Genomic DNA, 16,931 nt, shown 5'->3' with positions numbered 1-16,931 from the left:
ATAATATCCATTTAAACTGTGGATAATTAAATCTTATAATAGCAAGGCACTGTTCCTTATTTTGCCTTTAATATATACTTGTTAACCAGCTCTACAACTTCATTGATTGGATGTTGACTTTTAACAATATAGTCAACCGCACCTAGGTTTAATGCCTCCTTTATCTTCTTGTCATCGTCTAGGTTTGAGATAATAATTACTGGAATAGTTTTCATAACTTCATCATCCTTTAATTTCTCCAAAATATCCATTCCATTCAATTTTGGAAGAAATATATCAAGTAGAATCATGTCTGGCTTAAACTTTTCTACAAGGGGAATAACCTTATCACCCTCCTCTGCAACCTCGACATCAAAACCATTATCTTCAAATTTTTCTCTAAGAACCCTAACCAAAATGTCCTCATCTTCAACTATTAGTATTTTCATATTATTATATTTAATTATTTTTATTAACTTTATTAGGTCTTCTAATTTTTATGCGATTTGTACTGCACTATTTTTGTCTGTTTTTTGTTCCTTGTAAGCCAACCTATCCTTTATTGTTTCTACAATTTCCTCTAAACCTTTATCGACCTTCTCAAAATAGTAGGTCGGTTCAAGTTCAACAACAGCCTTAAGTCTATCCTCATCATTTGCAGACAGATTTGTAAGAATAATAACCGGTACTTTTTTTCCCCAAATATCATTACGCAACTCTTTTAGCATACTCATTCCATCCATTTTTGGCATTAATAAGTCAAGTAATATAAGATCCGGATGATTCTGTTTTGCTAATTTAAGACCTTGTACACCATCATAAGCTTGAATTACGCTATAACCTTCCTGAGAAAACTTCTCATTCATTGTTTTTGATAATATTTTCTCATCCTCTACAATAAGAAGTAAATTCTTTTTCCCCTCGTTTATATCTGAATTAGTCATTATATATTGTGATTATTATTTTCTATTAATTTTACTATCTTATTTATTGTGAAATAAAACGTAGTCCCAGCTTCAGCTGAGGACTCAAACCAAAGCATTCCTCCGTTCACTTCCACAACATTTTTCGCGATATACAACCCAAGACCACTACCTGAAGGTTGCATATAGGACATCTTGCCTCCGTGTGAAAATTTATCAAATTTTCTAATCTTTTCAGAAAGCATTGGTTCTATTAAGCCGGCGTTATGCACTGAAATTAAATAATCATCGACCCTGTCTGCAATAGAAATATCAATTGTTTTGCTATTTTCAGTAGAGTACTCAATAGCATTTGTAAGTAAGTTTTCTAGTGCCTCATGGATTAATAAAGGGTCACAATTTATACTATCTAGTTTCTCTGGTATATGAGAACTAATAATTTTATCTTTTTTAAAAGCTAAAGGTTTAATTTCTTCAATTAAATTTTCAACAAGTTTTTTAATATCTGTCGTTACTCTATTTGCAATGAGTCTGCCTGATTCAATATGAGCTACATTCATAAGTCTCTTTACAAGCGATATCAATCTCTCGTTTGAAATATTAAGATCGTTAACTTTTTCTCTTTGTCTCGGAGTTAAATCTTTATCATCCGTCAGAACTTCTAGCACCCATTTTGTCATAGAAAGGGGGGTATTAAGTTGATGAGAAATGATAGATAAAAAACCTGATTTAGCTTCTTCAAGTAATTTTCTTTCCGTAATATCCTGAGCAACTCCAAAGAAAGTGATAGGCTGACCATTTTCATATACAATTTCCGAGCTACCTCTAATTATTTTCTCAATACCATTTTTGAGAACAATTTTATACTCTGTCTCCGTATTTAATTGCTTACTACCAATTGCTTGCTCAATTTCAAGTTTAATTCTTTGCCTATCATCAGGGTGTATTATATTCAAAAACTCCTCATGAGTTATTGCATTATTATTAGGATTAAGACCATATATATTCAATAATTCACCAGACAATATCGCTTTATTAGTTCTCAAATCTAATGAAAAATTACCAATTTTAGCAATATGCTGAGCTTTTCTTAACTCCTCAGATGTTTTTTTATCATTTTCCTGAGCGACTTTTATATTAGTGATATCTTGAATTGTACCTGACATAGAAACCATTTCTCCCTTAGTGTTGAATTCTAGCGCACCAAGCCCTCTAACCCACCTTAATTCCTTATCATTTCTTCTTATAATCTTATAGTCTTTGTTGAATATTTTATTTTTTGAAGATATCAAACCTTCAAAGTATGATGACATCTCTGCTTTATAATCAGGATGAACAATATCTACCCATGATTGAATACTCCTTTTATAATCAGAATGAATTCCAAATATTATATCCAGAACTTCTGAAGATTTCCATATATCCTTTTGATAATCAAGATAATAAGAACCTATAAAAGCAGCTCTTTGAGACTCTCTGAAGAAATATTCACTTTCTTCTAGTTTTTTGACAACATTTCTTAATTGAAAATAAGCTATTTTAAATAGATCATTTTCAATTTTCACAACTTCCATGTTATCAGAAGCAGGATTACTTTTTACATTACTATCATCGGTCTTATTTGGATCATCTTTATTTTTCATATTATTTTTCGTATTTTATTATGAGATAAGTACCTTTTTTACTCTAGCGACAAAGTCATCTCGATCAAATGGTTTTTTAATATAATCCCTAACACCACTTTTTGTTAATTCATTTAATTTATCAGCTGGTATATCTAAGATAGAAAGAAATATTACCTTTTCCTTCTCCTTAATTTTTAATATCTTTGTGTATAATTCCCAACCTGACATATTGGGCATCATGATATCTAAAATTAATAGGTCATAATTATCAAGATTAATCTCTCTTAATGCCCCAACACCATCTCTAACACTTACAACCTCATAACCTTCTTTTTCTAAAATTGTCTTAACTACTTTTTGTGTATCTTCTTCATCATCTACATGGAGAATTCTAACTTTTTTATTTTCTATTGGCATAATTTTTTGTTTTTATTATTAATTTACGTTTTACGATTTTATTCGTAATTGGGATACTAAACGTAAAGGTACTTCCCTTTCCCAATCCATTACTTTCTACCCATATTTTTCCTCCATGAGCCTCTACGATACCTTTGGCGATAGCTAAACCTAGTCCATTGCCACCATATTTCCTAGTAAGTTCATTACTAATCTGAAAAAATAATGAAAATATTTTTTCAAAATTAATTGATTCGATTCCGATCCCCGTATCACTTACGGAGACGATTAAGTTTCTATCTGTTCTCTTAATATCCAAATTTACAGAATTCCCTTCTGGTGTAAATTTAAAAGCGTTATCTAGAAGAATTCTAATTGCTTCAATTAACCTTATTTTATCTGCAGATATATTTGGTAGCCCTGCTTGAATAGAATGTGTAAAAGTAATTTTTTTAGTTATTGATACAGCTTCAAATTCCTTAACAATTTCTTCAAAAATTTTTGTTGCTGACAATAGTTGTAAATGTAAATCAAATCTCCCTGACCTAATCTTTGAAATAGTTAGTATTTCCATTGAAAGTCTATTGAGATTCTCTTCATTTCTGTATATCATTTCTACAGCTTCTCTTTGTTCGCCGTTCAACTCACCGTAATCTCCTGCTAAAAGAAGCTGCAATTGAGACTTAATAGGAACCAAGGGCGTTTTAATTTCATGTATTACAATCGAGAGATAGTCATCTTTTATTTTTTTTAACTCCTCGTTCACAGTAATTAATTCATTTGTTTTCTTTACCTTCTGCATTGTTTCTTGAACAAGTGCTGTGTTTGAAATTAGTAATTTGGCAATCTGTTTTGAAATTTGTATTGCATGTCTTTTTTCAATCTCTTCACTCCTTTTTCTAAGCTTTTTATTTGCATCAGTTTTTTCATGGGCTTGGAAAAGTATTTTTGCATTGGCAATCAACAACCTTGCTGCAATTTTTGCTTTTTCTTTATCCAAAAAAGCTACGTACTTTAAAAGATTTTTAATCTGCTTTTCATCCAATATTTTTTCAGGACTTTTTTTCATTTTAATAACTATCTGAATTAACGATTAATTTCTCTTATGTTATCGACAACATAGTGACTAGACTTCTCTATATCACTTTTCATGCTTTTAAGGGTCTGTTCTATCTTTGTCAAATCACTATCACTTAAATCTCCACCTTTGTAGTCTTTAAGTAATTTATCAATATTTTTTCTTATATTTTCAAGAATATTTATAACATCTCTTTGTGCGATAGTTACTCTTCTTCCTAATTGTCCACGCCAGTTATAATAAGTCAGAACCCCTGCTCCAAAGCTAAGTAGTAGAATAATTATTAAATCTATGAAAAACCAAGCTTGCGTAATCTCCAATACCCCTATTACAAGCATGGGCCTTGGTTTAACACTTATAGACTGAGATACTACTGGGAAACTAGAGGACATATTTCTATCGCGAGCAGTAGCCATCAGATAATAATTACCTTCGGTCATAGCTTCATTTATTGTCACATTCCAATTACCATTACTATCTATAGGTACAACTTGTTCAATAACAATTTGTTTCTCAGAATTTTGAATCTGGACAATAATCTCCACTCCTACTGAAGCAGTTCCACCAGCGACAATCTCCCCCTCATTCAAAACCACCTTACGATTAACATAACTAATTGTTGGGGATGCTATTGGTAATATTTCTAAAACCTCAGCTTGTGAAGTTGAATTCCCTGCCTTATCAACAGCTGTAACAACAAGATTATGAACACCTGGAAGAAGTGCTGATAAACGGTAGTTTGTAAGCTTTGTTGTAGTAGCAAGTACACCATCAATACGTATTGAATAAACATCTAGACCAGAGGTAACATCACTACTTACGTATCTAATTATAGGACTTGGTTCACCCGTCTTGAAGCCACTATCACTCGTTATCTTAAATGGTACTGGTGGAGCGGTATCAATTGCAATTCTATAATGAAGCGTAGGACTCCATCCAATATTATTTTGAGATCGAATATGTATATACCAAACGCCATCTGCAAGCGCTGAAAATACTCTGCTTCCAATTAGGGCTGTCGGACTTGCAGCAGGAATAGTTGTAGGTTTATTATCTAAAGAAATAGCTTGTTGAATTACATCAGAAGTAACATTCCACTTTGCTTGAAAACTAGCTGAATGATTATTCCACTTTGTTGCATCTGGATAGAAAGGTACATCTAGCCCAATTAAGGCAGGAAGCTGTTTTGCAATAGTTGCCTCTTGCTGTGATCTTTCTGCTTTAACAGCAGTGAAGTCAGCTGTAGCGGGAATACTTATATCTAGTCCTTTGGCAGTTGTATAGACATTACTACCAGTACCATCGCTTGCGGTAATTGCCCCATCTGTAATTCCAAGTCTTCCACTACCACTCCCTTTAACCTTAAAGGCTACTCTAAGCACCTTAAGACCAGAACCCGTAAAACCACTTGTTGCTCCTCCAACAAATCTAATTGTTCCTTTTGCGTTATCAAATGATGGTTCCTCTAACCAAAAAGAGAATATTGAACCTATTTGATCAAGTTTTGTCACTGACAGCAAGTTTGCAGGAAAAGAAATTGTAGCCTGTGCAGTATTTACATCTTGTCCTTCACTGTTTAAAGTCACCAGTACGACCACGTCATCTTTTACAGATGAAATATTTTGCTCCAGCGCTAAATCCAAAGTTGCAGCACTTGCATAAAATGGTGATAATAAACTGAAAGCTAACGCAAGAAAACCTAATTTTATTTTTAATGTTATTGACATGTTTTTATTTTTAAATAAATTGAATCTAATTAATTATCGATATATGAATCATCGAGCTAATGAGCTCTTGAATAAATTCAAATCTGATACATCCACCCTTCCGTCGCTATTTATATCAGCCCCCAGCTTTATCTTAGGATAAGTAGAATTGTAACGTGCCATAAATATTCCCCAATCTGTTACATCTATTTTTCCATCATTATTCAAATCAGCTTTTGTTGATAGAACTCTTATAACTTGAAAGTTTTTCTCAATGGAATAATCGGACGATTTACCTTGCGTATCGACCTGACGAACGCGCAAAGTATGTTCACCTAGACCAAGGCGATATGTGTTGAAATTTAGACTGTAACTACCATCACTTAATGCTGAAGTGGTCTCTGGGGCCTTAACCCCATCAAGCATCATTTCTATTTTGTAACCTGGCATTGCCGATCCTTCTATACCCATAAATACACCTCTACCTACTGATTGTTGCTTAAGACTGATTGTTGGCGCCATAAATATAGTGCTAATTAATTGATCATTTACACCAAGCTTAAATATTTTTGTCTGTGCAATACGATTGTCTTTATCATAAACAACTAAAGCAAATGTATTTGCCGATGAAGGTAGTTGCCCATTAAACTTAGAGCTGAAGTTTCCGCCTGATGAAACATTTGATCTTCCTCCTACTGGAATTTGTCCGTCTTGAATTGCCATGATTTCAACATTTGCTTGCGGAAAAGCTCGACCAACAAATGATACCTGGGGAGTAATCCACCCTCCACCACCCCCGCCGTATCCACCAGATGGAATTACAACAGTTTTGCTGAACACAACACTTTGACTATCAGAAACATTTAAACCAGTATGAGCAGTATCACTTAATGTAAGGTTTATTGTTTCTTCATTTGAATCATTTATTATTATCTGCCCAACACCGTTTATTATATCGACCAATCCACCTCCTGTGGCTCCCCCTGATGCATTCAAGGTAACATCATGTTGATAAGTTGTATCAATGTCACCATTATTATTAACAGCCCTAACAACAACAGTTAATGGAGAGCCTGTAAGAGCAGTATTATCTGACACAATGATAAATTTAGTAGCTACAATTGGTACGGCAGAAACCGTGACAGAATCCTCTCCATCGATAATTCCCGCAGAGCCATCTGGTCCGCCATAATTATCTGAAAGATACACAGTCCAAATTCCATTCTTTGTTTCATAATACCAGAAGGTAGCCTGAGAATTTCCTTCAGAAAAATTAAGTTCTGTCATTGGTGAGCCGCCACTTGCGACTGAGTAAAATGTTGTGGAAGCACCCGCTGCGTTTGATGAAAGAAAATAATGAGTAGTTCCTGATGTTACTTCATTACCATATGCATCATATCTAGTTCCAATGTATCCCAGACGAGTTCCATTAAACATATCCCCTGGATCATTTAAGGCCAGGCGAGCTGTAGCAGCTGGGCTAATCACTACGGTTGAAGTTGCATCATCTATTCCAAAACCAGCATCAGCATGACTTCCATTATCAGACGCATCTATTACCCAACTACCAGATCTAATTCCAGCAAACCAAACGTCAGTTGAAGCAAAACCATTTAGAATTGAGGCGGATGTAATTTGTGTTCCAGCTGTCGCTGCATTATAGAAGTTCGCAGTACCAATTGGTGCGTTGTCATAAAGATACACAGCATCGACCCCCGATGTAATTTGATTATCATATTGATCTTTTCTAACAATTGTATGTTGCGTCCTTTCTCCTGCGGCACTACTATTTGTCCCCGTCATTACAAATTTTGTAGTAGGTCCTGGAATAAAAGTAATTGACTTTGTCGATGTAACATCTAGTCCTGTTGGTGAAGTATCTTCTAGAGTAAGTGAGACCAACTCTGCCTTAATATCGACAATGTTTGTTGAACCTACACCACCAATAATATTTACGGTCGCGCCAACAGCCCCAGGTGTAGAATTTCCAGTACTATGAAGTGTTACACTGCCGTTATATGCCGTATCTAAATTTCCTGATACGTCCTGTACCTGAATATATATTGGAGTTGTTGAACCAACATTTGCCGTTGGAGAAGATGGGTCAAGAATAACAATCTTAAATGGAATGATTGGTATTAAGCTCACAACAACAGGATCTATTGCATCAGTTAATCCTGATGGTCCATCAGAGGTAGTTACATTATAACTTCCAGCATCTTCTGAATAAAACCAGAAATCCTTTGAATAAGTTCCATCTGCGATAGTAACTGAGGAAATTGTAATTCCACCACTAGCCAAATTATAGAAGGCTGTACTTGTACCAGTTGCATCATGAGATAGATTAACGATTAAATCTCCAGTACTTACAGTATTTCCATATGAATCATATCTTGAAACCGTATAACCCAAACTTGTTCCAACAGTCATATTTCCAGGGTTATTTAAAGTTAAAATAGAGGCGGTTGCAGGATTAACAGTAAAGCTATCAGACGCATCGTTTATTCCCGCTGAACCATCTCCTCCCATTGAATTATCAGATGCTGTCACTGTTAAGCTACCGGCAAGATCTGCATAAAGCCAGAAACTTGTTGTGGCAATGCCAGCTGACATTATCCTTGATGTTAACGTTGCCCCACCCGAGGATGCATCATAGAATGCAGTTGAGGTTCCAGATGGTGTATGATGAAGGTAAACAGTTACAGAATCAGAATCGGCTGTATTACCAAATTGATCCCTTCTGCTCACTTCATAAGCTAACCTTTGTCCGGCAATTAAATTACCAGGGTTATTAATCGTAAAGCTTGAGGTCACATCACTTGTCACAGTAAGGTCTACAGTTGCATCAACAACCCCTATTGGGCCATCAGCTGTAGGAGATGAATCTGAAACCGTAACTCTTGGGGCGCCAGTTCTATCATCGTAATACCAAACTGTGGCTGATGAATAATTATTTGGAATCAAAGCCTCTGTAACAATTGATCCACCACTTACTGCGTTATAGAACTTCTTCGCACCAAAAGAATTACTATATAGGTAGAAGGATTCACTTCCTGCAGTAACTAGATTTCCTAATCTATCCTGTCTGGTTACAGTCATAGCTAATCTAGTTCCAGCAGTCATAGCAGTAGTGCTGCCTGTAATAGTTAGATTTTTTGTTGCGCCAGGTCCAAATGAAATATCAGCTGTAGATGTTGCAATCAATCCCGTTGACTGAGTATCTGATAATGATAAGTGAACATTTTCTACAACATTGTCAGAAATTGTAGTAGTTCCAACTCCATTAATTATATTAACTAGCCCTCCACCTGATGCAGAATTATTTGTAACCAAAGTTACATCTTGTTGATATGTTGTTGCAAGAACTCCAGCAGAATTTTGTGCTTGAATGGTCACATAACTTGCAAGGTCTATTGTTCCATTTGTTGCGCTTGTGATAACAAATTGTGTTGGAACTATTGCCCCAGGACTAACAGTTAGATTTTTAGAGTTACTTACTCCCCCAGGTGCAGGATTAGTTACAGTAATTACAAGAGTGGTAGAAGCAAGTAAATCTGATGCTGGAATTGTAGCAGTAATTGTTGTTGACGATGAATATAAGGTTGTACGATCGCTTCCATTCACTTGAACAGTTGAGGAAGCAACTAACCCAGTACCAATTACTGTTAAGATAAATTGGGGATCCCCTACATTTTTAGAACTAGGAGAAATAGATGATATTACCGGAGTTGGCATTGTCTCGACAACGGTAAAGGTCTGAGCATTTGATGTGCCACCACCGGGTGCGGAGTTTGTAACAGTGATTGCAGCTGTAGTTGTTGCAACAAGCAAATCAGTTGCAAGAATGGTTGCAGTTAATTGTGTGGAGCTTCCGTATGTTGTGGCGCGGGCCGAACCATTGAAGTTAACGGTAGATCCATTAACAAAGTTTGTTCCGTTAACAGTCATTGAAAATTGTGCGTCACCAACGTTTTTTGTTGTGGGGTTGATTGATGTTGTTGTTGGAAGTGGGTTTGTAACATTCACTGTTGCGGAACTGCTTGCAGTTCCGCCAGGTCCTCCACAAGTTAATGTGTAAGTTTTAAGACCTGTTGAAAGTGGAGTAACAAATTCAGAACTGCTTGTTGCTTTTGATCCTGACCAATCACCTGATGCGGTACATGAAGTGGAGTTTGTGGATGTCCATGTAAGTTGTGACGATTGTCCAAGGGTGATTGCAGTTGATGATGCGGTAATATTGACAGTTGGAGCAGAGGCAATAACGGTAAAGGTCTGAGCATTTGATGTGCCACCACCGGGTGCGGAGTTTGTAACAGTGATTGCAGCTGTAGTTGTTGCAACAAGCAAATCAGTTGCAAGAATGGTTGCAGTTAATTGTGTGGAGCTTCCGTATGTTGTGGCGCGGGCCGAACCATTGAAGTTAACGGTAGATCCATTAACAAAGTTTGTTCCGTTAACAGTCATTGAAAATTGTGCGTCACCAACGTTTTTTGTTGTGGGGTTGATTGATGTTGTTGTTGGAAGTGGGTTTGTGATGTCTGCAGTAGTTATTGGCTGAGTCAAACTATAATTTGAAGAGCTCGTACCAGTAATGTAAAGTCCAGAAATAGCAACCGTTTTTCCTAAGCCTACATTTGGAGTGTCAAAAGTTCCAACAGCAGATGAAGTACCTAGGATTACAGAATCACCACTAACCACTCCATTCAAAGTAGCGCTACCTAAATTTAGAGTGCTTGATGCATTTCCATCGTAAATTTTATTATTCGCAGTAATTCCTGTAACTGTTAAATTTTTTGCAGTAAATGTTTGTGACACGTTACTGGAAGTACTTACATTATGTGTACTATCTCCTCCATAAACAGCAATAATTGAATGAGGTGAACCTACAACAGAGAGTGTTGAAGTTGCAAGGGTGGCTACTCCAGGGTTTGCCCCATTAAGAGTACTCGTTCCAATAACCACCGAACCATCCTTGAAGGTAACCGTTCCTGATGGAGATCCATCACTAGTTGGTGTGACAGTAGCAGTAAATGTTGCTGAAGTTCCATAAGTTAATGTACTACTTGACGTTATTAGGCCTGTTGTCGTATTGATTGCATTAACTGTAAATATTTGTGAATTAGAAGTTCCCCCTCCTGGAATTGGACTGAACACTGTTATAGAAGAAGTTCCAACGGTAAGCAAATCTGTACTTAAGATATCTGCAGTTAGTTGTGTAGAAGTTGAAAAATACGTTGTTCTAGCGGAACCATTGAAATTTACAGTTGAACTTGCAACAAAATTTGTTCCGTTAACTGTTAAAGTAAAACCCGCATCGCCTGCTGTTTTTGAAGTTGGTGAGATACCGGTCGTTGTTGGGATAGGGTTTGAAATAAAATTCCAATTAATATTATTTCCACCATCAACATTAGTCCCGCCAGTCGCGGTAACAGTTGTTCCACTACTTGCATCAGAATATGAAGGAGAAGTATAAGTCACACTTTGAGTTGCCGGTGCACTAAGTTGCCATTGTGTTGGAGATGCTGATGGAGCAAGAGTCAAAAGTTGTCCTGAGGCTCCATTCAAAGTCAAGTTATTTGAAACAGTCTGTTTTACCCCACTCTGTAAGGTAACAGTTCTAGCAGAGGTTCCTGTTATTGAAAGATTGTACCAAGTATTTGCATTATTTATTAACTGGCTTCCACCATTAAAGTTAACAGTACATGTTGAAGGAGTAAATGTTCCGGCGTTTGACCAATTTCCAACTACATTATGAGTAAGAGCAGCGCCTCCATTAAAAGTTGTACCTGTTCCAATGGAAACATTTCCTCCAATAGTTAATCCAGAAGCAGCGGTTGCTGTAGATGTTCCTATCAATGAAAAATTTCCTCCAATTGTTGTGACGCCCGTCATAGTTTTTGTACCAGAACCACTCAGGGTAAGATTATAATAAGGTACAGCTCTAATTGTTTGTGGAGCGCTCGCAGTATAACTTACAGTGTTACCAGAGGCATTAGCAGAGAAAGTAGTAATGCCGATTGTTGTGCTGGCAAAATTTAGTAATCCAGTTGAACCTTGGGTGAATCCACCACTTCCTGATAACGCAACAGAAACCGTAGTTGTTCCATTATTTGCAAATGTTGCACCACCCACTAGTGTACTCAAGGTCGATGCAGAAAACGTACCATTATTTGTATATGCACCTCCTGCAAAAATAGCAGTACCCGGAATTACAGTTGCAGTTGAACCACTAAAAGTTTTATTTGATCCACTGAATGTGTGGCTACCAGTATTTGCAGTAAAGGTAGTGGCATTATTTACAATATTTCCATTGATAGTAACAGACGCAACACCTGTCTCATTCCAAACACTACCAGCGTTTAATATGACATTACCTGAAAATGTTTTACTTCCTGTATTAGCAAGTGTTAAGTTTCCAGAAACTGTTGTTGTACCTGTAACACCAAGTGTCCATGTACTAGTAACTCCTGTTGCAAATGTCGTTCCAGAATTTATATTAAGATTACCACCAACTGTCATTGCAGCTGTGGTAGTTTTTGTATTACTTCCGGATGCTGTTAAGCTATAATAATTGTACGGACCGATATTTTGTGCTCCTGATGCATTGTAATTCACAATACTACTTCCGGCAGTGAAGGTTCCAGTTGCCCCGCTCAAAAAAGTACCTCCTGCATTTAACGTTCCCGCTCCAGAAAATATAATTCTGGAGGCAACGCCAGCAGAAGTTATGTTCCCAGATACTGTGACTATTCCAGTGGATACATTTATATCCGTAGTATTTGTCGTGCCAGTTGTACCTAAAAGAGAAATTGAACCGGCAGTCAAGCTTCCACTACCAACATCAATTTTTTTAATTTTATTCGATGAAGGTAATCCTATGCTAATTAAACCTGTTATAGTTAATGTGTTAGATCCACTTATGTTTATCGCGTTTGATTTATTACCTGCAGTAAATGTGACGGTAGAAGCTACTGCAGTAGTATCAACTGTTACATTTACACCTGTCGTGTTAGGTATAACAACATCATCAGTTGAAAGCGGAACACGTCCACAAGACCATGTCCCAACAGCGCTCCAATTACCAGCGCTTGCAGTACAAGTTGCAGCATCAACTACCTGCGGTAAGAAAATGAATAATGAAAAAACAGAAACAAATCCAAATATTATATAAGAGATTCTTTTTTTATAGTTTAAATTCATAGTTTTACAATAAAAGCCCAAACGAAAGACGTTTGAGCTTCTCGAGCTTCTATGATTTACCCCTGATTTGCGCTGTATAAATTATATTATGTATGTCTTTTAGAGTCAATATAAACCCTTGTATAAAGTACTACACACCCTCCCTGTCTCTCTATGATTGATGACATACTATTTACGATGTATCATTAGCGTATGAAAAAAGAACATATTCAAAATCCAAGAATTGAAGAGAGATCAAAAAACGGACCCCACCTAACTAAAGATGAACAAGTTGGTTTTAATGGCAAACTTGCTCTAATTATAACAAACATAGTAAGTACTATGTGGTGTGCATATATTTTTGCAGCCATTGCTTTGATCGATCTTCCAACAGCAATAATAGGAGGAACATCTACTTTAATATCATGGCTCACACAAACTTTCCTTCAGCTAGTTTTACTCTCTATAATAATGTTCAGTCAAAAAGTTGCAGCTAAGGCTTCTGACAAGCAAGCTTTGCAAACATATAAAGACGCTGAAGCTCTATTAAAAATACAAGACGAAATACATAGATTAATTGAGATTAATAATAGTCTTACTGAGGAGATACATGACATTGTTACAAAAGAGAAAAATAGATAATTTATATAAAATAATTTATAAAATAAAAAAACTGAGATTCTGCAATCTCAGTTTTTTTATTTGTAAATTACAATTATATTATTACAATCTAGGAACAGCTCATAATTACTTCCCCATCAATTGTCTCAACTTTTCTTGATGCTGACCCATAACTTCCATTGTCGCATCCATCTGGCTTTTACCTGTTTTCATCTTAGCCTGAATCTCCGTTGCAATATTAGTAAAAAAATCTGGATTCTCCTCAATTGCTTTAAGAATCTTTTCTTGTTCAGCTTCAGGAACACCCTTCATTTGCTTTTTAAGCATCTGCTTCATTAACATATTTTGAAAAAATGACATATGTAGGCATTATATCAGAATTAATTATTATTTCCAGCTTGATCATCTCTATTAAGGCTTTCTACAAAAGAACAAAAACAACTAACTTCATTGCTAGTTGTTTTTGATTTACTAAATACTTTGGAATAGTTAAACAGTCTGCTCTATCTAACTATTTAACAATTTGACTTACAGATGAAGTTGATGAAGTTGCAGAAACTGATGATGTACTAGTTCCAAGGACGGCTCCACTTGCACTTGTAGATGATGCGGAGTTTGAATTATATAAATCAGAATTTATTAACTTGTTTATATCAATTAATTCTAGTGCCTTTCTTGTCTCTGGACCACTATTTAACTCTATCGAAATTAACGAGTCTGAATCACTTAATGACTTAATAGATTGCTGTAGTAAAATTATTGTTCCTGTAAGGTCATTCTTTTGTAGGGCAACCTCTGCATCTTTTACTGTTGATGAAGCTGTTCCTAAATAACTCTCAAATAATTTCTTTGACGCTGTACTTAAATCTGTTAAGTTTTTAACTTGATTAACAGAATCAGTATATTTCAACTTCACTTCTTTAATTTTAGCAGCTAGTTTTACAGGATCTGAACCATCTACAATTTCCTTTTGTGACAATGTTTCTCTAACTAATGCGCTTGAGTTTATCTCTTGTCTGATATCCTGCATTAAGGTTGTTGCTATAGGTTGCTCGATTGTAGCAATCTGATTTTGATTTGAAACAATAGCAGGTAAAGCTCCCGTTGTAGTTGAGGTCTCGTTTGATGCTAATGCCGCATTCAAACCACTATCAGTTGTGCTTGCATTAGATGAACCATTAGCATTTTTTGTAAGAGTCTCAAGTATTAGTTCATGAGTTTTTAGGGACGCTTCAAAATTAACGGAAACTTCCTGTGCTATTGAAATGTTGTTTGAAGCAACTAATGATGCAACACTATTCTTTACGTCAGTGGCGTTTTTGCTTAGCTGATCTTGTATGATTAATTTTTTATCATCAGTCAACTGACCTTGTGACGATAGTATAACAGCCTCCTGCAGTCTTCTTTCTGTTGTTTCAACAGCAAGACGAGCTTTTGCCTCTGGAGTAACCGCAACCATGCCCTTTACCTGCTCATTTACATTAACCTTTAATGAATACAATGAATCACCAGGAAGTGCATTTTCTGCAGCAGCAGAAAAACCACCAGTAACACAAAGTAATAAAACTATAACTAGCGATGGGACAAATTTTCTTTGTTTAAAATATATAAAAATATCCGAAGCAAAATTGCTACTGAACATTTTACTATCGAAAACTAACTTATTAGAAAATGGAGAAAGAACAGGGGTGCTATGAAATTCTGAAGAAACAGCCTCAATCTTATCAACAACAAGAAGAATACGCTTAAAAACGTCTCTCTTGTCATCTGCTGACATATGAACGTTTGATAGGTGTCCTTTTAAATTGTTAATCTTTTTTTCAATCATGGTTTTATTTTTCTTCCTCAATATTGAGAGATTGCCTTAATTGTTTAAGCAATCTGTGCACCTTTACAGCAATAGTATTTGATCTTTCTCCTACTACTTCTGCGATATCATCAAACGAAAGCCCTTCTACATATCTCATGAACATTATATTTCTATCCTCCTCACCCAGTTCATTTATTGCCTTTAATACTGCTTCTGACTCATGTCTTTCAAACTCATTTTTCTCTGGCTCATAAATTGGCTCGAAACCATCTTCCGCCAATGTATCCAAAGAGAAAGTTTTGCGTTTTCTATAGAGATCAATAATTGTATTTAGAGCGATTCTGTAAAGAAGTGCTTTTACATTCTGTAACTCGCTTTCTGCTGAAATGTACTCCCAAAACTTAACGAATGTGTCTTGGACAACATCCTTGGCTTTTTCCGTGTCTGAGAGCTTAAAATATGCGTATCGAAAAATTGCATCTGAATGCTCTTCATAGGTTTTGGAAAAATCCTCCTTAAGTTTGGTTATATGTGTCTTTCTAGACATAGATTATGACGTTGAAGGGTTACCCTTTATTACATCATATACTATAATGGTATCACATGATTCAAATAAACACATCCACAACCAAAAGAACCCCTAAGAATAAGGGTGCTGGTAACTGGGGGAAGTTATCAATAATCGCCATAGCAGGCTTCATTTTGAGCATTATTTTTATAGCAACACAATACGGCACAAATGCAGACAATCCCCTTTCTTTTTATCTCAACCTAGCTAACCCTTATGTAAGGTATGTCACTATTAATCCAGGAATGAGAATAGCTGAAATTGGAGACAAGGTATCCAAAACCATAGCTTGGACAGATAAGGATAGACAAAGCTTTATGGACTCAGCACCTAGGGATGACAATGGACCAATGGAGGGCTTTTTCATGCCTGGATCATATTGGATAAATATAGATGCAACAGGAAAAGAAGTGGCGGACCAAGGGATGGCTGAATTTAATAAGGAGGTTGGCGACAAGGTTCTGGCAGATAAACAGACTAAAACAAGTGCACAAAAAATTAACCTTGAAACTGCAGTTAGAATCGCATCAATAATACAAAGAGAAGCAGCTGGAAAAAATGATATGAACTTAATTTCTGGAGTTATCTGGAATAGACTATTCAAAGGTATGAATCTTGGGATGGATGCAACACTTCAATACGCAAAAGGAAGTCAAGGAAATTGGTGGCCAAAAGTATTGTCAGCAGACAAAAAAATTGATTCCCCATATAACACATACTCAAATATTGGACTTCCACCAACTGCAATTTCAAACATAAGTATTGACGCCCTTAAAGCAGCATACAATCCTCAGAATACAGATTGCATGTATTACTTGCATGACAATAATCGAAAAATTCACTGTTCCAAAACATATGATCAACACAAAAATAATATCCAAACATATTTAATTGGTGTTAGAAATACAAAGAAGGTTGTGAACTAGGGAGGTTTGTTTAGGTACACCTATAATAACAATTACTATTGTAAATTGAATGTTGCATCGTGGTCCGTATTCTAGTCAATAGCTTGGACGGATTGGGTTGTTAATTGACTTGGCGTTTTT

Annotated in this window: 12 protein-coding genes; 2 read left to right on the top strand and 10 right to left on the bottom strand. The window is 35.9% G+C overall.

Annotated features, from left to right (window positions below; translation table 11 throughout):
- Window positions 1–56: 56 nt before the first annotated feature.
- Genes WCQ00_01965 through WCQ00_01935 form a run of 7 tightly spaced genes read right to left on the bottom strand, consistent with a single transcriptional unit; the run spans window position 57 to window position 12,907 of the window.
- Window positions 57–428 carry a response regulator gene (locus WCQ00_01965; GenBank protein MEI6042310.1) on the bottom strand — a complete coding sequence of 124 codons (372 nt, stop codon included), beginning with the start codon at window positions 426–428 and terminating at the stop codon, window positions 57–59.
- Between the two features lie 48 nt (window positions 429–476).
- Complete coding sequence (locus WCQ00_01960) at window positions 477–923, bottom strand: response regulator (protein ID MEI6042309.1); 447 nt, start codon at window positions 921–923, stop codon at window positions 477–479.
- Window positions 923–2,545, bottom strand: a complete 1,623-nt coding sequence (locus WCQ00_01955; protein ID MEI6042308.1) for a PAS domain-containing protein — start codon at window positions 2,543–2,545, stop codon at window positions 923–925. Before WCQ00_01955 ends, WCQ00_01960 begins: the two co-directional genes overlap by 1 nt.
- Before the next feature lie 18 nt (window positions 2,546–2,563).
- Entirely contained in the window at window positions 2,564–2,944 is a 381-nt protein-coding gene (locus WCQ00_01950) for a response regulator (protein ID MEI6042307.1), read from the bottom strand.
- Window positions 2,928–3,992, bottom strand: a complete 1,065-nt coding sequence (locus tag WCQ00_01945; protein ID MEI6042306.1) for a HAMP domain-containing sensor histidine kinase — start codon at window positions 3,990–3,992, stop codon at window positions 2,928–2,930. Before WCQ00_01945 ends, WCQ00_01950 begins: the two co-directional genes overlap by 17 nt.
- Before the next feature lie 17 nt (window positions 3,993–4,009).
- Window positions 4,010–5,728 carry a cohesin domain-containing protein gene (locus WCQ00_01940; GenBank protein ID MEI6042305.1) on the bottom strand — a complete coding sequence of 573 codons (1,719 nt, stop codon included), beginning with the start codon at window positions 5,726–5,728 and terminating at the stop codon, window positions 4,010–4,012.
- Window positions 5,729–5,776: 48 nt separating this feature from the next.
- A complete protein-coding gene (locus WCQ00_01935; protein ID MEI6042304.1) occupies window positions 5,777–12,907 on the bottom strand; it encodes a YDG domain-containing protein in 7,131 nt (2,376 codons plus the stop codon).
- 192 nt (window positions 12,908–13,099) lie between these two features.
- Between WCQ00_01935 and WCQ00_01930 the strand changes: the two genes are divergently transcribed.
- A complete protein-coding gene (locus tag WCQ00_01930; GenBank protein ID MEI6042303.1) occupies window positions 13,100–13,528 on the top strand; it encodes a hypothetical protein in 429 nt (142 codons plus the stop codon).
- A 105-nt stretch (window positions 13,529–13,633) separates the two neighbouring features.
- Here the strand turns inward: WCQ00_01930 and WCQ00_01925 are convergent, their stop codons facing one another.
- The 3 genes from WCQ00_01925 to WCQ00_01915 form a co-directional block, all read right to left on the bottom strand.
- Entirely contained in the window at window positions 13,634–13,867 is a 234-nt protein-coding gene (locus WCQ00_01925) for a hypothetical protein (protein MEI6042302.1), read from the bottom strand.
- Window positions 13,868–14,018: 151 nt separating this feature from the next.
- Window positions 14,019–15,335 carry a DUF5667 domain-containing protein gene (locus WCQ00_01920; protein ID MEI6042301.1) on the bottom strand — a complete coding sequence of 439 codons (1,317 nt, stop codon included), beginning with the start codon at window positions 15,333–15,335 and terminating at the stop codon, window positions 14,019–14,021.
- Between the two features lie 4 nt (window positions 15,336–15,339).
- Window positions 15,340–15,864, bottom strand: a complete 525-nt coding sequence (locus WCQ00_01915) for an RNA polymerase sigma factor (protein ID MEI6042300.1) — start codon at window positions 15,862–15,864, stop codon at window positions 15,340–15,342.
- Between the two features lie 56 nt (window positions 15,865–15,920).
- On the opposite strand from WCQ00_01915, the gene mltG reads away from it, so the two are divergent.
- A complete protein-coding gene (mltG, locus tag WCQ00_01910) occupies window positions 15,921–16,811 on the top strand; it encodes an endolytic transglycosylase MltG (protein MEI6042299.1) in 891 nt (296 codons plus the stop codon).
- Window positions 16,812–16,931: the final 120 nt, after the last annotated feature.

This window comes from bacterium, from assembly GCA_037127815.1.
Lineage (GTDB): Bacteria > Patescibacteriota > Minisyncoccia > Phycocordibacterales > CAIZLB01 > CAIJKW01.
This window is presented reverse-complemented; position numbering and strand designations above follow the sequence as displayed.